The sequence below is a fragment of the Bacillus sp. VA15 genome, from assembly GCF_055721145.1.
Genome location: NZ_JBVQPQ010000002.1, coordinates 680,383 through 699,735, shown reverse-complemented (window position 1 = coordinate 699,735; position 19,353 = coordinate 680,383). Strand labels below are relative to the sequence as shown.

At 45.5% G+C, this 19,353-nt stretch carries 28 protein-coding genes; 22 read left to right on the top strand and 6 right to left on the bottom strand.

The window, feature by feature from the left end; genetic code table 11:
- Positions 1–18 precede the first annotated feature (18 nt).
- Positions 19–783: a sulfite exporter TauE/SafE family protein gene (locus tag AC0DBE_RS08525; protein WP_014476525.1), complete on the bottom strand. Its 765-nt coding sequence runs from the start codon at positions 781–783 to the stop codon at positions 19–21.
- A 224-nt stretch (positions 784–1,007) separates the two neighbouring features.
- The gene (locus tag AC0DBE_RS08520; RefSeq protein ID WP_061187269.1) at positions 1,008–1,472 is read right to left on the bottom strand and encodes a DinB family protein; all 465 of its coding nucleotides are present in this window, start codon (positions 1,470–1,472) and stop codon (positions 1,008–1,010) included.
- A gap of 148 nt (positions 1,473–1,620) precedes the next feature.
- On the opposite strand from AC0DBE_RS08520, the gene yjoB reads away from it, so the two are divergent.
- The 3 genes from yjoB (at position 1,621) to phrA (ending at position 4,297) form a co-directional block, all read left to right on the top strand.
- The gene (gene yjoB, locus AC0DBE_RS08515) at positions 1,621–2,892 is read left to right on the top strand and encodes an ATPase YjoB (RefSeq protein WP_326197992.1); all 1,272 of its coding nucleotides are present in this window, start codon (positions 1,621–1,623) and stop codon (positions 2,890–2,892) included.
- Positions 2,893–3,036: 144 nt separating this feature from the next.
- Positions 3,037–4,173, top strand: coding sequence for a response regulator aspartate phosphatase RapA (gene rapA, locus AC0DBE_RS08510; RefSeq protein ID WP_079288553.1), 1,137 nt, complete (start codon positions 3,037–3,039; stop codon positions 4,171–4,173).
- Entirely contained in the window at positions 4,163–4,297 is a 135-nt protein-coding gene (phrA, locus tag AC0DBE_RS08505; RefSeq protein ID WP_014113458.1) for a phosphatase RapA inhibitor PhrA, read from the top strand. Before rapA ends, phrA begins: the two co-directional genes overlap by 11 nt.
- A 31-nt stretch (positions 4,298–4,328) precedes the next feature.
- Here the strand turns inward: phrA and AC0DBE_RS08500 are convergent, their stop codons facing one another.
- Positions 4,329–4,583, bottom strand: a complete 255-nt coding sequence (locus AC0DBE_RS08500; protein ID WP_326197991.1) for a YciI family protein — start codon at positions 4,581–4,583, stop codon at positions 4,329–4,331.
- A 122-nt stretch (positions 4,584–4,705) separates the two neighbouring features.
- On the opposite strand from AC0DBE_RS08500, the gene AC0DBE_RS08495 reads away from it, so the two are divergent.
- The gene (locus AC0DBE_RS08495) at positions 4,706–5,659 is read left to right on the top strand and encodes an N-acetylmuramoyl-L-alanine amidase (RefSeq protein ID WP_072566134.1); all 954 of its coding nucleotides are present in this window, start codon (positions 4,706–4,708) and stop codon (positions 5,657–5,659) included.
- 36 nt (positions 5,660–5,695) lie between these two features.
- Here the strand turns inward: AC0DBE_RS08495 and AC0DBE_RS08490 are convergent, their stop codons facing one another.
- Complete coding sequence (locus AC0DBE_RS08490; RefSeq protein WP_090557668.1) at positions 5,696–6,073, bottom strand: PH domain-containing protein; 378 nt, start codon at positions 6,071–6,073, stop codon at positions 5,696–5,698.
- Positions 6,074–6,179: 106 nt separating this feature from the next.
- Between AC0DBE_RS08490 and AC0DBE_RS08485 the strand changes: the two genes are divergently transcribed.
- Together AC0DBE_RS08485 and AC0DBE_RS08480 are read left to right on the top strand one after the other, a co-directional pair.
- Positions 6,180–6,782: a poly-gamma-glutamate hydrolase family protein gene (locus AC0DBE_RS08485; protein WP_061187275.1), complete on the top strand. Its 603-nt coding sequence runs from the start codon at positions 6,180–6,182 to the stop codon at positions 6,780–6,782.
- A 74-nt stretch (positions 6,783–6,856) separates the two neighbouring features.
- Positions 6,857–7,693, top strand: coding sequence for a manganese catalase (locus AC0DBE_RS08480; protein WP_014113464.1), 837 nt, complete (start codon positions 6,857–6,859; stop codon positions 7,691–7,693).
- A 44-nt stretch (positions 7,694–7,737) separates the two neighbouring features.
- Here AC0DBE_RS08480 and AC0DBE_RS08475 read toward each other — a convergent pair whose 3' ends face one another.
- Positions 7,738–8,334, bottom strand: coding sequence for an ImmA/IrrE family metallo-endopeptidase (locus AC0DBE_RS08475; RefSeq protein WP_472961790.1), 597 nt, complete (start codon positions 8,332–8,334; stop codon positions 7,738–7,740).
- 161 nt (positions 8,335–8,495) lie between these two features.
- Positions 8,496–8,837, bottom strand: a complete 342-nt coding sequence (gene xre / locus AC0DBE_RS08470; protein WP_003220555.1) for an HTH-type transcriptional regulator Xre — start codon at positions 8,835–8,837, stop codon at positions 8,496–8,498.
- A 178-nt stretch (positions 8,838–9,015) separates the two neighbouring features.
- Between xre and AC0DBE_RS08465 the strand changes: the two genes are divergently transcribed.
- From AC0DBE_RS08465 to AC0DBE_RS08390, 16 genes are all read left to right on the top strand, one after another.
- Positions 9,016–9,195, top strand: coding sequence for a hypothetical protein (locus AC0DBE_RS08465; protein WP_061187276.1), 180 nt, complete (start codon positions 9,016–9,018; stop codon positions 9,193–9,195).
- On the top strand, positions 9,182–10,018 hold the full coding sequence (locus AC0DBE_RS08460) for a hypothetical protein (RefSeq protein ID WP_061187277.1): 837 nt from the start codon (positions 9,182–9,184) through the stop codon (positions 10,016–10,018). Before AC0DBE_RS08465 ends, AC0DBE_RS08460 begins: the two co-directional genes overlap by 14 nt.
- Positions 9,918–10,718 (top strand): ATP-binding protein, encoded by an 801-nt coding sequence (locus tag AC0DBE_RS08455; protein WP_114150647.1) that lies wholly within the window; start codon positions 9,918–9,920, stop codon positions 10,716–10,718. Before AC0DBE_RS08460 ends, AC0DBE_RS08455 begins: the two co-directional genes overlap by 101 nt.
- On the top strand, positions 10,718–10,885 hold the full coding sequence (locus tag AC0DBE_RS08450; protein ID WP_090557664.1) for a hypothetical protein: 168 nt from the start codon (positions 10,718–10,720) through the stop codon (positions 10,883–10,885). Before AC0DBE_RS08455 ends, AC0DBE_RS08450 begins: the two co-directional genes overlap by 1 nt.
- A gap of 84 nt (positions 10,886–10,969) precedes the next feature.
- On the top strand, positions 10,970–11,329 hold the full coding sequence (locus tag AC0DBE_RS08445) for a phage portal protein (RefSeq protein WP_072182447.1): 360 nt from the start codon (positions 10,970–10,972) through the stop codon (positions 11,327–11,329).
- The gene (locus AC0DBE_RS08440) at positions 11,316–11,522 is read left to right on the top strand and encodes an XtrA/YqaO family protein (protein ID WP_061187280.1); all 207 of its coding nucleotides are present in this window, start codon (positions 11,316–11,318) and stop codon (positions 11,520–11,522) included. Before AC0DBE_RS08445 ends, AC0DBE_RS08440 begins: the two co-directional genes overlap by 14 nt.
- 114 nt (positions 11,523–11,636) lie before the next feature.
- A complete protein-coding gene (locus tag AC0DBE_RS08435) occupies positions 11,637–12,146 on the top strand; it encodes a sigma-70 family RNA polymerase sigma factor (protein WP_072566140.1) in 510 nt (169 codons plus the stop codon).
- 117 nt (positions 12,147–12,263) lie between these two features.
- Entirely contained in the window at positions 12,264–13,061 is a 798-nt protein-coding gene (gene xtmA, locus AC0DBE_RS08430; RefSeq protein WP_087987207.1) for a phage terminase small subunit, read from the top strand.
- The gene (locus AC0DBE_RS08425) at positions 13,058–14,359 is read left to right on the top strand and encodes a PBSX family phage terminase large subunit (RefSeq protein ID WP_268444786.1); all 1,302 of its coding nucleotides are present in this window, start codon (positions 13,058–13,060) and stop codon (positions 14,357–14,359) included. Before xtmA ends, AC0DBE_RS08425 begins: the two co-directional genes overlap by 4 nt.
- A gap of 3 nt (positions 14,360–14,362) precedes the next feature.
- Positions 14,363–15,850, top strand: coding sequence for a phage portal protein (locus tag AC0DBE_RS08420; protein ID WP_472961950.1), 1,488 nt, complete (start codon positions 14,363–14,365; stop codon positions 15,848–15,850).
- A 19-nt stretch (positions 15,851–15,869) separates the two neighbouring features.
- Complete coding sequence (locus AC0DBE_RS08415) at positions 15,870–16,697, top strand: XkdF-like putative serine protease domain-containing protein (RefSeq protein WP_014113475.1); 828 nt, start codon at positions 15,870–15,872, stop codon at positions 16,695–16,697.
- A 24-nt stretch (positions 16,698–16,721) separates the two neighbouring features.
- Positions 16,722–17,657 carry a phage major capsid protein gene (locus tag AC0DBE_RS08410; RefSeq protein WP_003220578.1) on the top strand — a complete coding sequence of 312 codons (936 nt, stop codon included), beginning with the start codon at positions 16,722–16,724 and terminating at the stop codon, positions 17,655–17,657.
- Positions 17,658–17,678: 21 nt separating this feature from the next.
- The gene (yqbG, locus tag AC0DBE_RS08405) at positions 17,679–18,062 is read left to right on the top strand and encodes a protein YqbG (protein ID WP_072182452.1); all 384 of its coding nucleotides are present in this window, start codon (positions 17,679–17,681) and stop codon (positions 18,060–18,062) included.
- Complete coding sequence (locus tag AC0DBE_RS08400; protein ID WP_472961783.1) at positions 18,059–18,415, top strand: YqbH/XkdH family protein; 357 nt, start codon at positions 18,059–18,061, stop codon at positions 18,413–18,415. Before yqbG ends, AC0DBE_RS08400 begins: the two co-directional genes overlap by 4 nt.
- The gene (locus AC0DBE_RS08395; protein ID WP_472961781.1) at positions 18,412–18,897 is read left to right on the top strand and encodes an HK97 gp10 family phage protein; all 486 of its coding nucleotides are present in this window, start codon (positions 18,412–18,414) and stop codon (positions 18,895–18,897) included. The genes AC0DBE_RS08400 and AC0DBE_RS08395 overlap by 4 nt, the downstream gene beginning before the upstream one ends.
- Before the next feature lie 12 nt (positions 18,898–18,909).
- A complete protein-coding gene (locus tag AC0DBE_RS08390) occupies positions 18,910–19,350 on the top strand; it encodes a phage tail terminator family protein (RefSeq protein WP_072182454.1) in 441 nt (146 codons plus the stop codon).
- Positions 19,351–19,353: the final 3 nt, after the last annotated feature.

The following is a 19,353-nucleotide window of genomic DNA, read 5'->3' as shown; positions in this document are numbered from 1 at the left end:
GGAGGATAGCCTTTTTCATTAGATCAATTTTAAGCCGCTGACCAAAATGATGGACGCCATAATAAATTGCAGCGGACGCGGGGAGAATCGAGGCGAGAGATGGCTCCCGATAAGCACGCCGGGAATCGAACCGATCAGCAGATTAGCTGCCAGCATGTAATCCACGCTTCCGAAGCTTGCGTTCAAAATGCCTGCTGCCGTAACGAGAAGAAAAGCATGCGCGATATCTGTTCCGACAATCTGTGACGCTTTCATGTTGAATAAGTAGATCATGGCAATTGCAAATAATGACCCGGAACCGATGGATGTTAATCCGACAATAAATCCAAACACAACACCAATAAGAATCGTCAGCGCCCGCTTGTTTTCAAGCGGCATCAGCTGCCAGCGGTTCGGGCGAAGCTTTCTATCCAAAAACAAACGAACGATGATTGAAATGGCAACAAGCGTTAACACATAGCCAAGAGCGTGCTTAATAATTTCTTCCTGATGCTGATGAAAGGCGGGGAACAAATGCAGTATGCCAATGGCTAGCGACGCACTCGGAATACTGCCGATGGCTAAGTATTTTACTAATTTAAAGTTAATCGTTTTCTGCCGCCAATGGGAGGCAACGCCAAACAGCTTTGTGATCGAGTTATATACAAGATCCGTACCGACCGCGATGGAAGGATTAATTCCAAGCACAATTAAAAGAGGAGTTAATAAGGCCGCTCCGCCCACTCCCGTCAATCCGACTAAGGCTCCGACAAACAAACCCATCAATATGATGCTTACACTCATGATAAAGGCCTCCTGAAAACCCGACTATTTTTATCAGATTATATATGATTAGGTCACGTTAATCAATTAAATTTTTTGAATATTTGCACGTTAGCTTCTTGGGATTTTGGTTTGCTCAATATCTTTATTCATTTGACCTATAATGAGTGTCTGGACGAAATCTGGAAGTGAGCCGGAGGCATAAAAAAAGATACCCTAAACAGGTATCTTTTTTCTCGTTTACGTTACATGCGCTGCTGATAGAAAGGAAGCTCTGTGTGGCCCATTTCCCGCACATAAACGAACAGGTTGCCTTTATGATGAATTTCATGCTCCATTGCTAGCTGAAGCAGGGCGCTGCCTGTGACTTTTCTGCCGAAAGCGGCTGTCAGATCAATTTCTCTATCCAGTTGCTCTTCAGTCAGCTGTTCAAGAATAGCGGCCGTTTTTTCTGTATAAGCTTTTGCCAGAACATTGAGATCTGTTTCTGTTTCTTCCTGCTTGTTTTGAAATGGTGAAGCATTGCCTTCTTTAATGACATTTGCGAACAAGTGGAAAGACGTAAGAATGTGTTTGACCAGCTCTTCCGCTGACATTGACGTTTCAGCCGGTTTGTAGCCGTAATGGTCTTTGCTGATTTTTTCAGCAAGCTCATTGGTCACGTTTCGATGGGATAAAAAATGGCTGACAATTTGATTGGATTGGCTCAATATGATCTCCTCCATATGTAAAAATGAATGGTGCAATGAAATCCTATATCAACGGTTATCAATTCACAAGTAATATGCTGTGGGATGAAACAAAATGCTATGTCAATCGTATATATAACGTTCACAAAATATGAAATGGAGTATAAACATGACAAACATACCTTTCATTTATCAGTACGAAGAAAAAGAGAATGAAAGAGCTGCAGCGGGCTACGGCACTTTCGGTTACCTTATCACACGGATTGAAGAAACGCTTTATGATCAATACGGTATATTCTATGAGCTCTATGCCAGTGATGACCCGAACACGGAATACTGGGAGCTTCTTGTAGAAGATGTCCGCAGCGGTTCATTGGAGCCTGAGCATGTGGCATATATATTTGAAAAGCTTGAAAAGAAAACCTTTGCTTACGATGAAGATGAAAAAGAACCGGATTATACCGTCCATAAGTCTATAAGAAACAGTGTATACGCGTATCCTGAAAAGGGAGTTGCTTTTGCCAGAATTCCTTATTTTCAAGATGGGAGCATCATGAGTTTCGATTGTCTGTTTGCGGTTAACGATGAAAAGATGCGTGCATTTCTGGAGGGAGTCAGACCGCGTCTCTGGGAAAAAAGCAAGCGGAAAGTGACCGTTTTTACGGATGGAGATGGAGGAACTTCAAGAGAGCAGGAAGCGATTGTCAGAGAGGTTCAGCGGAGTCAGGTAATCATGAATCCGCTATTGAAAAAAGAGATATACAGATCAATTGATCAGTTTTTTCATAGTGATAAATCGTTTTATCAAACGTATGACATCCCTTACAAGCGCGGCATTCTGTTATATGGACCTCCTGGAAACGGAAAGACGACATTAGTGAAGTCGATCGCAGGCAGTATCGATGCACCTGTTGCCTATTGGCAAATTACTGAATTTACGTCGAGCGAGACAATAGAAGAAGTCTTTCAGGCAGCGAGACGCCTCGCTCCTGCAGTTCTCGTCATCGAGGATATAGATTCGATGCCGGAAGATGTGCGATCCTTTTTTCTCAATACGCTGGACGGCGCGACATCAAAAGAGGGGCTATTTCTCATCGGCACGACAAACTATCCCGAAGAGATCGATCCAGGTTTGATGAATCGTGCAGGACGATTTGACCGTGCCTATGAAATCGGGCTTCCGGATGAAGAGCTGCGGCTGGAATATATGAAAATGAGAGGCTTTGACATCTTTTTGAGTGAAGAAGAAATAAAAAACGCCGCAAAGCTTACAGAAGGCTTTTCCTTTGCACAGCTGGGAGAATTATATGTATCTTCAGCGCTTCAATGGCACCAAGAAGGGAATCATTATATTGAAACCATGGTGAAAGACATGACAGGAGAGCAAAGAAAAAGCCGGCAGGGAAGCTGGATGGAAAGAAACAAAGTCGGTTTTCACTAAAAGAAAGCACGGGTTTTTGAAAAACCCGCGCTTTTTTGTTGCGGTTAGCCGAAATTCGACAATTGCGGTCTTTTTGCGTTCTTCTTTTTCTTGTAAATATGATAAAATATGACATATCTCGGGTAACTCAAAAGGGGGGATTAATTGAGGATGAAGCAGACGATTCCGTCCTCTTATGTCGGGCTTAAAATTAATGAATGGTATACCCATATCCGGCAGTTCCACGTTGCTGAAGCCGAACGGGTCAAGCTCGAAGTAGAAAGAGAAATCGAGGATATGGAAGAAGACCAAGACTTGCTGCTGTATTATTCTTTAATGGAGTTCAGACATCGTGTCATGCTGGATTACATTAAGCCTTTTGGAGAGGACACGTCGCAGCTAGAGTTTTCAGAATTATTAGAAGACATTGAAGGGAATCAGTACAAGCTGACAGGGCTTCTCGAGTATTACTTTAATTTTTTTCGAGGAATGTATGAATTTAAGCAGAAAATGTTTGTCAGTGCCATGATGTATTATAAACGGGCAGAAAAGAATCTTGCCCTCGTCTCGGATGATATTGAGAAGGCAGAGTTTGCTTTTAAGATGGCCGAGATTTTTTACAATTTAAAGCAAACCTATGTTTCGATGAGCTACGCCGTTCAGGCATTAGAAACGTACCAAATGTATGAAACGTACACCGTCCGCAGAATCCAATGTGAATTCGTTATTGCAGGAAATTATGATGATATGCAGTATCCAGAAAGAGCATTGCCCCACTTAGAACTGGCTTTAGATCTTGCAAAGAAAGAAGGCAATCCCCGCCTGATCAGTTCTGCCCTGTACAATCTCGGCAACTGCTATGAGAAAATGGGTGAACTGCAAAAGGCAGCCGAATACTTTGAGAAATCTGTTTCTATTTGCAAGTCGGAAAAGTTCGATAATCTTCCGCATTCTATCTACTCTTTAACACAGGTTCTGTATAAACAAAAAAATGATGCCGAAGCGCAAAAACAGTATCGTGAAGGATTGGAAATCGCCCGTCAATACAGTGATGAATTATTTGTGGAGCTTTTTCAATTTTTACATGCGTTATATGGAAAAAACATTGACACAGAATCAGTCTCACACACCTTTCAATTTCTTGAAGAACATATGCTGTATCCTTATATTGAAGAGCTGGCGCATGATGCTGCCCAATTCTATATAGAAAACGGACAGCCCGAAAAAGCACTTTCATTTTATGAGAAAATGGTGCACGCACAAAAACAAATCCAGAGAGGAGATTGTTTATATGAAATCTAAATGGATGTCAGGTTTGTTGCTCGTTGCGATCGGGTTTAGCTTTACTCAGGTAATGGTCCATGCAGGAGAAACAGCAGACGCAGAGGGGAAAACATTCCATATTGCGGCACGCAATCAAACATGATGATGACAAAAAAGACCCTCAGGGGTCTTTTTTATTTTAGCTTCCATTCTTTTATGGTCAGCTCAGAAGATCCGCTTGCCACCAGAGGATCTGCATGTCCGATTTCCGCCGTTTCTTCCAGCGAACCTGCTTCGATGACGTAGGCTCCGCCTGTGGCGTCGCTGAATGGCCCGAACATTTTTAAGCGCTTTTCTGCCTGTAAGCGATCCAAAAATTCATAGTGGCCGGCTACATGCTCCTGATTGAATTGATCTGTTCTCGTTGTCAGCATTAAGTACGTATTCATCTCGTATCCCTCCTATTGAACTTCAGTTTAACACAATTATCCATATACCGGTGACGGATGATATGAGCTTTTCGTCCTACGAATGCCACCTATTTATGAAAAAGAAAAAGGAGAGATGATAGGTGAGCATTCAAGTGAAGAAAAATTTGGTTTCTGAAGCGAAATACGCGCTGAAGTGCCCCAATGCGATGTCCGCTGAATACATTACCATTCACAACACGGCAAATGATGCATCAGCGGCTAATGAAATCAGCTATATGATTGGGAACACCAGCTCGACAAGCTTTCACTTTGCGGTGGATGATAAAGAGGTGATTCAGGGTCTGCCGCTAAACCGAAACGCCTGGCACACGGGTGACGGCACTAACGGTACAGGAAACCGCAAATCAATCGGCGTTGAGATTTGCTACAGCAAATCGGGAGGTCCAAAATATGAGGCCGCCGAAGCCTTGGCGATTTCTTTCGTGGCTCAGCTTTTGAAAGAGCGCGGCTGGGGAATAGACCGAGTGAGAAAGCATCAGGACTGGAGCGGAAAGTACTGCCCACACCGTATTTTATCAGAGGGGCGCTGGGATCAAGTGAAGGCGGCAATTGAGAAGGAGTTAAACGGAGCCGTGTCAGCGAAAAAGGCTTCAGTCTCTTCTTCGTCGTCTGAATACCATGTGAAAAAAGGCGATACACTGTCGGGGATTGCCGCATCACATGGTGTCAGTGTGAAAACGCTGCAAAGCATAAATCATATCACCGACCCTGATCACATCAAAGTCGGACAGGTGATTAAACTGTCTCAGGCGGCAACTTCTTCTAAAAGCCATGCCGCGTCTTCCTATCCGCTCCCATCGGGAGTGATCAAAGTGACAAGCCCGCTAACGAAAGGGACAAACGTAAAGCAGGTGCAGACTGCTTTAGCTGCCCTTTATTTTTACCCTGATAAAGGAGCGAAAAATCACGGCGTTGACGGCGTTTATGGCCCGAAAACAGCAAATGCCGTGAAACGTTTTCAGTCTGTCAGCGGATTAACGGCAGATGGCATTTACGGTCCGAAAACGAAAGCGAAAATAGAGGAAAAGCTGTAATCAACAAACGGAAGCAGCCAAGCTTCCGTTTTCTTCTTACATACAAACTGCGGCAAGAGCCTTTTGAATATCATAAATGCTATCGTCTTTTTTAAACTGCTTTGAGACAGCGGGAAGTTCTGCGCCGGAGATCCAAATTTTCAACTCTGAATCAAGATCAAAGCGGCCGGCAGTCTCCACGCTGAATCTAGAAATGCTTTTGTACGGAATCGATTGAAATTCCGTTTTCTTTCCTGTGATTCCCTGCTTATCTACAAGAATAAGCCGCTTGTCAGTAAAGACAATTAAATCGCGAACCAATTTAAACGCGGCATCGACATCCTCACCATCGAGTAAAATATGAGCCAGCTCTTCTTTCACCGCAGCCGTTGACAGTGTTGACGCATTGCCAAGTAATCCTTCAATAAATCCCATGATATACCTCCTAATACGTATTCTATCAAATCATACTATAAAAAAGGTTTTCATACATAGGCGAGTAGAGTAAACTGGTGCTGACTGGTAAAGGAGAGCATTCAAAATGAAAGATATGTATGACAGCTTTGCAGCCCTTTCTGCTTCTGAATCGGAGTACCGGATTATTTATGAGGAGAAAAACGAAAGTGAGCTTATCGTCCTCGGTCCCCACGGCGGCAGAATTGAGCCTGGCGTCAGTGAGCTGGTGCGGGCATTTTCCGATCAATGTTCCATTTATTTGTTTGAAGGTGTGAAGCAGCGAAACAACCGTTCCTTGCACCTGACAAGCACTCGTTTTGACGAGCCGCTGGCTTTAGAAAAAGTGAATGCCCACTATTACGCATTAGCATTTCATGGGTATCATGATCCTAAAACTCCGCATACATTGGTCGGAGGCGCGGACCGTAAAAAAGCCAAGCGCATTTGTGAGCAGCTGAATGAAGCTGGCTTCAGCGCCGAGCTCACGAGTGAGAAAGACCGGCTGGCAGGTGTCCATCCGAAAAATATTGTCAATCGGACGAAGAGGGAAATGGGACTGCAATTGGAAGTAAGCACGGCACAGCGAAAGGCGTTATTCCGCAATTTTGGCTGCCGTGATGAAAGTTACACACAAAACGATCTGTTTTATCGATATGTGGAAGCCATTAAGCTTGGCTTTTATGAATAAATATAACGGGACCTGCACGATCGGCCTATTCCTTCATACGCTGGGGTTGTGCGAAAGTGTAGGGAGGAATGAATATGTTTTATCATATAAAAGAGCTTCAATATCAAGCAAAGCCAGCACGTCCTGATCCTGTCTATGCAAAAAAGCTTCAAGAAATACTGGGCGGCCAATTCGGTGAGATCAGTGTCATGATGCAATATTTGTTCCAAGGCTTTAACTGCAGGGCGGACGCCAAATATAAAGATTTGTTATGTGACGTAGGTACTGAAGAGATTGCACACGTAGAAATGTTGGCGACGATGATTTCCAGGCTTCTGGATAATGCACCAGCCGATGTACAGGAGGATGCTTATAAAAGCAATCCCGCCATTGCAGCAGTTATGTCAGGAATGAATCCTCAGCATGCGATTGTGTCCGGTTTGGGTGCAATGCCAGCAGATAGTGAGGGCTATCCTTGGAATGCCAAATACATTATTTCAAGCGGGAATTTGCTGGCGGATTTTCGCGCAAACTTAAATGCGGAATCTCAAGGACGCCTTCAGGTGACTCGGCTGTATGCGATGACCGATGATCCAGGGGTAAGGGATATGCTGTCATTTTTGATTGCAAGGGATACTTATCATCAAAATATGTGGTATGCGGCTATTAAAGAGCTGGAAGAAAGAGAACGGGATATTGTCGTTCCAACAACATTCCCGCGTGAGCTCGAAAAGCGGGAAGTGGCCTATGACCTGTTTAACTTTTCCAGAGGGGATGAAAGCTCACAGGGGAGATGGGCTCATGGCGAAGCCTTTGACGGCCGGGGAGAATTCCGGTATATTCCGGCCCCGATTGCATTCGGGCCTGCGCCTCATCTTAAACCGGCGCCAATGTGGGTGCATAATACGATGCCCCCAATGTCAAAATGCTAGTTTTTCTGCCGGGCTGAGGATATATATTCCCAGCCCGTTTTTCATCAGCTGTATTTGCCGATATGATATAACGCTTTTTCTTCAGCGACCTGCAAGTGCTGCTGATCGCCTTCCTCGTACACAATTGGCCGCTTGTGTGATAATAAGTAAGCGAGCCGCTTCTGAAATTGAATACCTGCTTTACGCCGTTCAAACATTTCAAGCCTTTTTTCAGCAAATTCCTTTGTTACCCGGAATACCCCCGCGATTGTGGCAAGCGCCTGGCTTCTCCATTGCGGCAGTTCCATCTGCAACAGCATAAAGGTTGGCACACAGAAGTGGTACATAAATTGATTCGCCTGAAATTCCTGCAGTTCCCTGAAGAGCTTGTTCATCTGAAAATGATTGCCTGCATGCTTTAACACGTGGCACAATTCATGGCCAAAATCTTCCCATTGCTCTTCCCGTGATCTTCTCTGATTCAATACGATACTATACATGCCGTCGTATTTGACCATCATGCTCCCCATATCCTCAAAATGAACCCAAATATCCAGATCCTTTGCGATTTTCAGCATGTCAATGTGATGGGGGGAGGTGATGCCCAGCCGACTGTATAAATTTTTTACGTATTCCTCCAGATGTGATAGGTAATCGCCCAATTGAATACTCCCTTTCGAACGTGTGTTCTGTTTTTAGCGAGAAAGAAAAGCCCTTATAGGACTGGAAAGTGTGTTGAAATCTTTCCCTTTTCTTAAAAAAATAAACACTTTTTTCTTTATATCGGTCTATTTTTCATATGTTTTAGAGAACAGAGAAATATTTATTTATTTTTTGGTTTCCGATTTTTCTCTTTTTCTTTTAAATAGTTGATAAATTCAATGGCTTGCTGTTTGCTTTCTGGGGAAAAATCCTGCATATCACGGTATGCTACCTGCAAGTCCGGATCTGAGAACATATCGTCATCGGATTTTTTGTCTTTCCCTGTTAATAAGTAATCAGTCGTTACTTGAAAGTAATCAGCCAGCTTTTGGAGTGTGTCGTAATCAGGTTCGCTTCGCCCGTTTTCATAGTGGGAATATCGTGCCCTTGACACACCGATGTGAGATGCGATTTCTTCCTGTGTCCTTTTCCCTCTGAGACTCTTCAATCTGCTGCCTATCATACTATGACCTCTCTTTTTTAAACTCCCTAAGTTACTTATGATTATAGATACAATCTGTATCAAAATAAAGTTATGATAAAAAAAGTATCAAAAATAACTTGATGATACAGATTGTATCGTTTATACTTGGTAACAGTTGATACGAAATGTATCGAAAACAGATCAGGAGAGTGATCACATGTATCCAATCCAAATTGTTTTTAGTGAAAATCCCATAGATCAGCGCCATCTCGGACAAGCCGGCGGCACCATATCGTTTACGGCATGCGGCCTTCCGGTGTTCCACTTTGAAACGCGAGAACAGTTTCAAACATACATGATGTTAAAAGGAGAAGCGGCGTACAATGAAAACCGATAAAAGCTATCCTTTTCCTACGTATTCAGGGTTATTGAATTCAGAACATTATGACAAAATTGGTCCAGCGCTATGGCTGTTTCTCTGGTTCATCAGCGCAACAACAAAAGAAATTGAAAAAGACGGCGTATGCTGGGGAATCGTACTTGGCCATAAGCCGTTAAAAGCGAGAGAAATGGCGGCTGTTTTCGGGGTGAGTGAGAAAACCGTCAGAAGATGGCTGGAGCTTCTCGAAACCCATGAGTACATAAAGGCTGTCCGCGCGCCATACGGACTGATGATTTCTGTAAAGCATTCCAAAAAATTCAGTTTCAGATCGGACAAAACTGCACACCGGAGCATAAAGGAACGGCCATTTTCGCCGCAGGCACCGGACACAGACGTCCGCTCAGATAAAGATAAAACAAATATAAATACTGCTGCTGATGATGCAGTGGATTACATTGCGAAGCGGTTTACACAATTACGTTCGGCTCAAGAAGGACGCACCGTGTATCCTTCCTCCAGAGATTATCAAGCCATCGCCCGTATTGTTGCCATTGGCGTTCCTGTAACACAAACAATCAAATGGCTTGAGGAATGCTTTCAAGCCTTTGAAAACCGGCGGACCGCCGCTTCAGAAACAATCAAGGCCTTTCGCTACTGCTCAAAATTCATTGAAGACCGTTTTTTAGCGCAGCAGGCCAAAAACAATGCCGCAATTCAACATGAGAGGATGGAAAGACATGACAAAACGAACAATCGAGCAAATTTTAGAGGAGCTGCGAAGAGGGAGACGTCCATTACTGGCGGACAAACCGGCCGAATCAGACGCAAGCCGGTATGATTGCCCGCGATGCAAGGATCAGGGAGGCTATCTCATCCGGCAGAACGGCCTGGAAGTCTGGACAATGTGCAGCTGCATGGCAGAACGGAAAGTGAAGCGGCTGCTCGGTGCCAGCGAGATTACCCACGCCTTCAGACAACTGGACTTCAGAGAATTCCGCACGGAGGGAAAGCCGCAGGCCATAAAAGACGCGTTTGAATGCGCAAAAGAGTATGTGGCCGATTATGAACAAATCAAGGAGAGCCGGAAAAACAGCATTGCCCTTTTAGGACAGCCCGGATCAGGGAAAACGCACCTTTTGACCGCTGTTGCCAATGAATTAATGAGAACACGCCATGTGCCGGTCATTTATTTTCCGTTCGTGGAAGGCTTTACCGATCTGAAAAATGACTTTGACCTTTTGGAAGCGAAGCTGAGCCGGATGAAGCAAGCAGATGTACTGTTCATAGATGACCTGTTTAAACCGGTTAACGGCAAACCGCGCGCCACAGATTGGCAATTAGAGCAAATGTATTCGGTACTTAACTACCGCTACTTAAATCATAAACCAATTTTGCTTTCAAGCGAGCTGACGATTGAAACACTTGTACGGGTCGATGAAGCGCTCGGCACGAGAATCTACGAAATGTGCAGCGACTATTTAGTGATTATCAAAGGAGCAGCGTACGAGCTGAATCATAGATTGGAGGGTGTCAGATAATGTGCAAGCTTTGTCAAACAAAGAAAGTCATTGTGGAGCATATCGAAATTGGAGCCGTTTTTCATCCATGTCCGAACTGCCGGTCCGGCACTGATTTAACGCCGGTCATTCGAAAGCTGGAACAAATGTTGACAGCGGAAAAAGCGAGGCTGAATGTCCATGATTAAACAGCTGACTGCTCTAATTGCTTTGCTGTTTCGGGCAAAGCGAACAGAAAAAAACATTGAACAATGGTATAAGGATGACGGGAAGTGAAAGTGTTGGCAAAAACAAAACAAGCAGAGAAAAGCCCTGCGCCGTGGCGTGCTGTCCCGTGCGGGGATACGAAACCGATCTATATTTATTCAGCGTACAGTGAAGAAGAAAAAGAAAGATTCCCATATTCAAACGGCCGGCTGATCGCCGCTGTATTTGACCTCAGCTCTTATTCGCAAAAAAGCAATGCCGCCTTGATGGCGGCTGCACCTGAACTGCTGGAAGCGGCTAAAGCAGCTCTTGATTTTCTGAAAGGGAATTCTGTTCATTCAAAGGAGCGCATTATTCAGCTATTAGAAAAAGCCAAAACAAGCGCTGCACCGGAAAGGGAGGAAAAGAAACATGATCAATCCTAAAAAACTGCTAGATATTGATTCTATCACGCTGGAGAGCCAGCTGGAGGAGGGAAAAATCCGTGTGATCATTGTGGATGGCATCAAGCAAGAAGCATGGATCACAGAAGCGCCGGAGCATGGAAAAACGCTCGTCGAAACGAGAAAGGGAGACCTTGCCCGCGTGGAGTTTGAAATCGGCTACAAATTAAATTAAAGCGAAAACAGAATACGTCCAAGACGGAAAGCCTGCGGACACTGATCAACTGCACAGCATTTGTGCGTTGATTGGTGTCCGTTTTTTATTGCCAAAAATGAGGAGGATCATAGAATGCAAGACTTACTATTTGAATATAAACGCACGCTAAAACAAACAAGAACACAATATAAACCGCTCGCTGAAGCAGATGAATCCGTGCTTTCAGCTGAGGAGCTGAAAGATAAAAAGATCATTAGAAATATCATCACGGATCTTGAATATATAACAGAATGGCTTGAAAAAGGAAGACAGCCTGGCATCAGACGGGCGATTGACCGGCGTGATGCCTACCAGCGGCTGATGATCAAGGACCCGAGAATCATCGAATCATTTTCCAGCACAATGATGGTTGAGCCGGACGGGCAGGTATCAGAAGAAGACAGAGAGAGAATCCAAGAAGCGTTATCCCTGTTAACGGACAGAGAAAAAGAAATGTTTTTGCTGCATAAGGTAGAGTGCTTTTCTTATGAACGGATCGCTGATCTTCTCGGTGTGAAAAAATCGACTGTGCAAACGACCATCAAACGGGCAATCGCAAAGATGCAAAGACAGCAGGAAGAAATGAATCGATCGCTTGCCTGAAAGCTTGTCATACGTTTGCCACCTATAAGTGAATAGAGCATGACACATAAGCGGCTGGCACGATCAGCCGCTTTTATGAATAGACATCCATGCTGGAGGTGGCGGTGATGCCGTAGCATGAAAACACAACAGCGCGAACAAGCATTAGCAATCTATCAACAACATCAAGGAAAGATCACAAATCGGGCGATCGCGGACACAATCGGCGTTTCCGCGAAAACAATCGGCATCTGGAAAAAACAAGACAAATGGAAAGAAGCCTTGTTTTCTGAAACCAGAAACGAACAAACACAGCGCCGGATAGACAATGAGGAATTAAATGAACGCCAGCGGCTGTTTTGCCTGTATTACGTCAAAAGCTTCAATGCCACACAGTCAGCAATTAAAGCGGGCTATTCTCCGGACAGCGCCCATGTGACGGGCAGCCGGCTGTTAAAGAATGAAAAGGTCGCTGCTGAAATCAGACGCATTAAAAAAGAAATGGTCAGTGAAATGTTTATTGAAGCGATGGACGTGCTGCAGGTTTATATCAAGATCGCTTTTGCGGATATTACGGACTATGTGACTTTCGGAAAAAAAGAGGTCCAGGCTGTCGGGAAATCGGGACCGCTGTTTGATGAAGATGATAACCCGATTATGAAGGAAATCAGCTTTGTCGATGTCAAAGATTCCGGGCTCGTTGACGGCACCATTGTGACGGAAGCGAAGCTTGGCAAAGAGGGCATCGCCATCAAGCTCGCCGATAAAATGAAGGCGCTTGAGAAGCTGTCCTTATATTTTGATTTGTTTCCGGATCAATTTAAACAAAAAATTGAAAACGAGAAATTAAAGCTTGCCAAACAAAAAGCGGAGAAAACAGATGACAGCCAAGAGCCGATTGAAATCATGATCAAACGAAAAGAGTCCAAGCCATGATTGTAAAAGAAATCAACCCTCATTTCGAAGATTATGTGTTCAATTGGGAGCAGACGTACCAGTTTCTCGTCGGCGGCTACGGCTCATCCAAAAGCTATCATACCGCATTGAAAATCGTGTTAAAGCTGTTGAAGGAAAAACGGACGGCCCTTGTCATCCGCGAGGTGTTCGATACCCATCGGGATTCGACCTTTGCCTTGTTTCAAGAGGTGATTGAAGAGCTCGGCCTCACAAAAGCTGTGGCGTCCCTTTCTTCCCCGCTGCAGCTGCGGTTTCAAAACGGCAGCCGGATCATGTTCAAAGGAATGGACAATCCGGCAAAATTGAAGTCAGTTCATAACATTTCATTAATATGGATTGAAGAGTGCTCAGAGGTGAAGTATGAAGGCTTTAAGGAATTAATCGGACGTCTTCGCCACCCTGAGCTGAAGCTTCATATGATCTGCACCACTAATCCCGTCGGCACCTCCAATTGGACGTACCGGCATTTTTTTCGGGATGAACGCAATAAACGGTTTGTGCTTGATGACAGCGAACTTTACGAAAAGCGGACGATTGTTAAGGGAGATACGTATTATCATCATTCCACAGCGAATGACAACCTCTTTCTCCCGAAAAGCTATGTGAAACAGCTCGACGGGCTCAAGGCGTATGATCCCGACCTGTACCGGATTGCCCGTAAAGGACGATTCGGCGTCAACGGGATCAGAGTGCTGCCGCAGTTCGAGGTGCTCCCGCATGGCCAAGTAAAAGAACGCATCGCAGCCATCAGCAAGCCGATATTTCGCACAGGCATGGATTTTGGATTCGAGGAATCCTACAATGCCGTCGTCCGGCTCGCTGTCGACCCTGAAAAAAAATACCTCTACATTTATTGGGAGTATTATCAAAACAAAATGACAGATGACAGGACGGCTGAGGAGCTTCGTGAGTTTATTGACACACAGGAATTGATCAAAGCCGACTCTGCTGAGCCGAAAAGCATCCAATATTTCCGCCAGCAGGGTTTTCGGATGGTCGGAGCCAGAAAGTTTCCCGGCTCCAGACTTCAATACACCAAAAAGGTGAAACGATTCAAAAAAATCTTCTGTTCGGACCGCTGTGAAAATGTCATCTATGAGCTCAAGACGCTAACGTATGCTAAAGATAAAAACGGCGCGCTGATAGAGGATGAATTTACGATTGACCCGCATACGCTTTCTGCCATTTGGTATGCGCTAGATGACTATGAGGTTGCTGATATGAAAGAGACAGCACACAAACGAATCCGGCCCAACCGGGAAAGGAGGAGGTCATAAATGATGCACAATCAAACAGTCAGAGCGACTGTGTTCAAAGCCAATGCCGCCGTTCCTCAGACAAAGCAAATCTATGAAGATGACTTTTCTGAGCTGTACGGAGAGGATATTATCGCACCGCCCTACAACATCATCGAGCTTAAGACCATTGCTGAATATTCGACGATTCTTCAGCAATGCATTGATGCGTACAGAGTGAATATTACGGGTTTTGGATTCGATGTTGAGTACACGTTTGATGTTAACGCAAGTGACGTTGATCAGACGAAAAAGAAAAGAGCGGAAAAAGAATGGGCCAGACTTGAAGCCTTCTATAAATGTCTTCACTTTGACGAATCAGCCGAAATGATTTTAGGTTATGCCATCGAAGACAGAGAAAAAACAGGCAACGGTTTTATGGAAGTGCTTCGCGACGGGATGAGAAAACCGGCCGGCATTGAATATTTAGATGTGAAAAATATGCGTGTATGCGGAGCCGGTGAACCTGTTGAGGTCTCATTTGTATATGAAGAAAACGGGAAAATGAAAAGGATCAAAAGGCAAAAACGCTTCCGAAAATATGTGCAGATGATCAATGGAAAGAAAGTATTTTTCAAGGAATACGGCGATCCGCGAAAAATGGACATGCGCACGGGTGAATATGTAAACACATTAGCAGAAAAGCATCAAGCGAATGAAGCCATTCACCTCAAAATCGGAAGCGGCGTGTACGGCGTGCCCCGCTGGGTCGGCAATATCGTCAACTTATACGGAGCCCGAAAAGCGGAAGAGCTCAATTTTATGTATTTTAAGCAGGGCCGTCACGTACCCGCTGCAATCACAGTGGAAAACGGGATGCTGTCGGAAACTTCTTACCGAGAGCTGCAAGAGTATATGAATGATCTTGAAGGCGTGGAAAACGCGCATAAATTTCTTCTGATTGAAGCGGAAGGAATCGCAAAAGAGAAGGATCTCCATGGAGGCGAGGATATTACGCCAGTGTCCGTGGAAATCAAATCCTTGGCGGAAATTCTGCAAAATGACGCCTTGTTTCTTGAATATGATGAAAAAAGCAGAAATAAGCTGCGCTCGGCGTTCCGCCTCCCGCCGCTGTATACAGGCGAGGCTCAGGAATACAACCGGGCGACAGCTGATACGGCTAGAAAAATTACGGAGGAGCAGGTCTTTCAGCCGGAGCGAAAAACGCTCGTGAATAAACTGAACACGCTGCTTTTGCCGGAGCTGAATATTCATGATGTCAGGCTGACATTAAAAGGACCGGACTTTCGTGATCCGCTTGAGATTGCGAAAGTGCTCGGTCCTTTTATTACAGCCGGAGCGGTCTCGCCGAATGATTTACGCGACCTTGCCGGACGGGTGCTTGGAAAAACGCTGGAGGAGTGGCCTGAGGAAATTTATAAACGGCCTGCAGGACAGGATGCGGAAAAGACAAACCTGACTGCGCTCATGCAGGAGCTGAAAGAAAGCATCGAAGACATCAAAACGTCCTGAAGGGAGGTGAATCAAGCAGGTGGCGCGGGAATTAAGAAATGCCAAAATCAGCTTTGTCAGCTATGTGGACAAGGCGGCTAACCAGACAGAATTTTTCTTTACGAAGTCAGCCGGACCTCCGTCATTTGAAAAAAAGGTTCGGCTGTTTACAAAAAGTGAGCAGGATGAACAAAAGCTCGTGTACGGAATCGTGTATGAGCCTGATGTTCCTGATGCCCACGGCGATTTTATGACCGCTGAGGAAATTGAAAAAGCGGCGCACGGCTTTCTCGCGGAGGCACGGGAGATTGATATCAATCACAGCTTTGAGGGCGGAACCGGCGTCGTGGTCGAGTCATATGTGGCGCCCGATGATTTTATGATCGGGTCAAAGCAGATTGCAAAGGGTTCGTGGGTGCTCGTGACGAGAGCGTCTGACGAGGTGTGGGAACAGATTAAGGCTGGAATCATCACCGGCTACAGCATGGCGGGCACTGCTGATGTGTATGAGGAAGAACCGGTTGAAAAGGCGGGATTTTTCAGTGTGTTCAAGCAGATGCTGGCTGACAAAACAGGGAAGGAGACTGAAGAAATGAGAAAAGAAGACATGAAAGAATCATTCGAGCATGCGCTTTACCCTCTGCTCAAACGGCTTGAGCGGATTGAAAAAAACACAGACACGGAGGAAAAGCCGGAGCAGACGGGTGATGACGAGCGTCTGAAAAAGCTCGTTGAGGACCTGCTCGCCCCGCTGATTGAACGAATCGAGGCTTTGGAAAAAGCGCGAGGCGCGTCTAAGCAGACAGCGGACGATGCGGGCGGCAATACAGAGCAAGTTAAAAAATCAATCTGGAGCGGACTGCTGTAAACCAGTCAAAGAGGAGGAAATCAATTGAGAAATCAAGAGATCATTCGGAAAGCGGAAATGTCGCTTTCTGCTTTAAAAAGCGGGGGGCTTATGAATCCTGCGCAAGCATCGGCTTTTATCCGCATGGTGCAAAACACGCCGACCATTTTTAGTGAATCCCGCGTGATTCAAATGGAAAATGACTCGCAAAAATTTGAGAAAATCGGGTTCGGCCAGCGTATTCTGCGGGCTGCTCAAGAAGGAAAAGCACTATCAAACGACGAGCTGACAGTTCCAACGACAAGCACTGTCCAGCTGAACACGAAAGAAGTCATTGCGGAAATCAACATTACGTATGACACACTCGAAAACAATATTGAAAAAGACGGCCTACAGCAGACGATCATGCAAATTTTAGCAGAGCGCGCAGCCGTTGATATTGAAGAGCTGATTGTAAACGGCGATACAGCATCAGCTGATCCGTATCTGGCACAGCTGGACGGCATCCGCAAACAAGCGGTGTCCCACATCGTTGACATGAACGGTGAAGAACTGTCCAGAGCGACATTCAAGAAAGGCTTAAAGGCTGTTCCGCCGAAATATTTGCGTATTCCTCAAGAATTCAGATTCTATACGTCTCACGGCTTAGAAGTTGAATGGAAGGACCGTGTGGCAGACCGCCAGACAAACCTTGGGGACCTGGCTGTTCAGGGTGGTTTATCAACAGCATTCGGCGTACCGGTTAAAGGGGTATCCAATATTCAGCCGTACACAGTCGGTGAGGGGGATGCGCAATATGACGCTTCTGATATCATTCTCACACATCCGAAAAATATCATTCTCGGCTTCTCCCGCAATATCCGAATTGAAGTCGACAAAGACATCCGCTCCCGTAAATTCATTATTGTCTTAACGGCCAAGCTGGACAGCAAGTTCGAAGAAGAGGATGCCTGTGCGAAATTAATTAACGTAAAAGAATAATAGAAACGAGGTGGTCAGCTCATGCTCATTGAACCATCTGACGTAGCCTCCTATTCGGTCTATGCTCGGGTGAAAAACAGGCCGGAAGAATTGCTGGCGCAGGATATCATTGAGGCGGAAGCGGAAGCGGCTCTCATCACGGGCCACTGCTTTGAAGACAGCGTTTATGACCCGCTGCCCAACAAGGCGAAATTGGCTTTGCTGAAGCTTGCCCAGTATTTTGCGCTTGTAAATAGCGATGAATCAGCATCATCAAGCTATCAGTCTGAAAAAATGGGGGATTATTCGTACACGATTTCTGGAGAAGGCGGCATTCAGCGGCCAGAGGTGTATCATTTGCTCGAAGAGTTTATCATACCGGGCTACGTCCCTGAATCTTCCAGACTGAAGGTGAGGTCTTTATGAGTTATCAGCAGATGCTCATTCACCGCTGCGACATTTATCATGAAGCGGCGCAAGCGCCGTCTGCAGGCCGATTCGGGATTCCGGCAGACAAGCTGCAGCCGGTGATTTCATATCCGGACACACCCGATGAACAAGGTGTCCCTTGCTATTTTTCTGAAAAAACGCAGCAGCTGACCCAGGAGGAGCCGGATCAAACTGTATATCACAGCTTTCTCGTCCATTTTCCGTTGTCAGCGGACATCCGCGTGAACGATAAAATCATTTGGGAGAATCATAAATATATACTAAAGCTGCCGAAAAAGATCAGACATCATCATTGGGAAGTCATCGCGGTCAGGGATGAAAGCCTATGAAAATAGCGGGACTGAAACAGCTAAACACGTCATTAAAAAAAACGACATCAGGCGGCTTTTCACGTCAGGCATCCCGGTGGCTTGAGGAGTGCGGGCAAGATTTTCTGGAGATCGTCCAATCTGAACTCATCAGCACACAAACGATTGATACAGAAAAACTGCTCAGCTCGTTCGAGAAAGGCGCCGAAGACAATCTCTGGATTGTGCAAAGCGGCGGGCTATCGCTTGAGGTGGGTACACAGCTTGATTACGCCTCATTTCTTAATGACGGCCATTGGACGTCAAAACAAGATGTGAGATGGGTGCCGGGGCATTTCCAAGGCTCGCGGTTTATTTATAATCCCGCGGCTTCAACGGGAATGGCGCTCAAGAGAAAATGGATCCCGGGCACGAGCTACTGGGATCATGCGCTGCTTTTATATGAACAGCTGTTTGAAAAATCGCTGGAAAGCAAATTGCGCCATTGGCTGAAGAAGCTGTAAAGGAGGAGCAGGATGAACAGCGAAACAGGATCGATCATGGCGTTTTTGTACAGCCGGTGGTCTGTTCCCATTTATGAACGTGAGCTGCCTGATCAATTTCAGGTGCCGTCGTTATACGTCCCATCGCCATCTGTTTTCGAGGAAACAGATACGGTCTCCACATTTAAAAAAACCTACAGTCTCAATGTGAAGCTGTTTCATCATGACTCCGTTCAGGCGCTGGATGAAGCGGACAGGCTCGCGGATGCCATCAGAGAAGCGAGAAATATGGTTCCGCTGCTCAGTGAATCCGGTGAGAAGACGGGGGATATGGTTCGCGTTACCCGAATTGAGACAAGGGTAGGAGACAGGGGCGAGGCGGTCATGGTGATCAGGTGGAGCAGCCGATATTATTATCACAAAACAGAACAGCCTGTCTTACAGGATATCGACATGAACAGCGGGGTGAAATAAGCG

Excerpts from the sequence above, each read along its gene's own strand:
- xtmA (WP_087987207.1), top strand. The coding sequence starts at position 12,264 with ATGAAAACACAACAGCGCGAACAAGCATTAGCAATCTATCAACAACAT.
- AC0DBE_RS08460 (WP_061187277.1), top strand. The coding sequence starts at position 9,182 with ATGAAAACCGATAAAAGCTATCCTTTTCCTACGTATTCAGGGTTATTG.
- xre (WP_003220555.1), bottom strand. The coding sequence starts at position 8,837 with ATGATAGGCAGCAGATTGAAGAGTCTCAGAGGGAAAAGGACACAGGAA.
- AC0DBE_RS08440 (WP_061187280.1), top strand. The coding sequence starts at position 11,316 with ATGATCAATCCTAAAAAACTGCTAGATATTGATTCTATCACGCTGGAG.
- AC0DBE_RS08395 (WP_472961781.1), top strand. The coding sequence starts at position 18,412 with ATGAAAATAGCGGGACTGAAACAGCTAAACACGTCATTAAAAAAAACG.
- yqbG (WP_072182452.1), top strand. The coding sequence starts at position 17,679 with ATGCTCATTGAACCATCTGACGTAGCCTCCTATTCGGTCTATGCTCGG.
- AC0DBE_RS08480 (WP_014113464.1), top strand. The coding sequence starts at position 6,857 with ATGTTTTATCATATAAAAGAGCTTCAATATCAAGCAAAGCCAGCACGT.
- AC0DBE_RS08500 (WP_326197991.1), bottom strand. The coding sequence starts at position 4,583 with ATGAATACGTACTTAATGCTGACAACGAGAACAGATCAATTCAATCAG.
- AC0DBE_RS08455 (WP_114150647.1), top strand. The coding sequence starts at position 9,918 with ATGACAAAACGAACAATCGAGCAAATTTTAGAGGAGCTGCGAAGAGGG.
- AC0DBE_RS08400 (WP_472961783.1), top strand. The coding sequence starts at position 18,059 with ATGAGTTATCAGCAGATGCTCATTCACCGCTGCGACATTTATCATGAA.
- AC0DBE_RS08390 (WP_072182454.1), top strand. The coding sequence starts at position 18,910 with ATGAACAGCGAAACAGGATCGATCATGGCGTTTTTGTACAGCCGGTGG.
- AC0DBE_RS08420 (WP_472961950.1), top strand. The coding sequence starts at position 14,363 with ATGCACAATCAAACAGTCAGAGCGACTGTGTTCAAAGCCAATGCCGCC.
- yjoB (WP_326197992.1), top strand. The coding sequence starts at position 1,621 with ATGACAAACATACCTTTCATTTATCAGTACGAAGAAAAAGAGAATGAA.
- AC0DBE_RS08485 (WP_061187275.1), top strand. The coding sequence starts at position 6,180 with ATGAAAGATATGTATGACAGCTTTGCAGCCCTTTCTGCTTCTGAATCG.
- phrA (WP_014113458.1), top strand. The coding sequence starts at position 4,163 with ATGAAATCTAAATGGATGTCAGGTTTGTTGCTCGTTGCGATCGGGTTT.
- AC0DBE_RS08525 (WP_014476525.1), bottom strand. The coding sequence starts at position 783 with ATGAGTGTAAGCATCATATTGATGGGTTTGTTTGTCGGAGCCTTAGTC.
- AC0DBE_RS08490 (WP_090557668.1), bottom strand. The coding sequence starts at position 6,073 with ATGGGATTTATTGAAGGATTACTTGGCAATGCGTCAACACTGTCAACG.
- AC0DBE_RS08465 (WP_061187276.1), top strand. The coding sequence starts at position 9,016 with ATGTATCCAATCCAAATTGTTTTTAGTGAAAATCCCATAGATCAGCGC.
- AC0DBE_RS08435 (WP_072566140.1), top strand. The coding sequence starts at position 11,637 with ATGCAAGACTTACTATTTGAATATAAACGCACGCTAAAACAAACAAGA.
- AC0DBE_RS08425 (WP_268444786.1), top strand. The coding sequence starts at position 13,058 with ATGATTGTAAAAGAAATCAACCCTCATTTCGAAGATTATGTGTTCAAT.
- AC0DBE_RS08450 (WP_090557664.1), top strand. The coding sequence starts at position 10,718 with ATGTGCAAGCTTTGTCAAACAAAGAAAGTCATTGTGGAGCATATCGAA.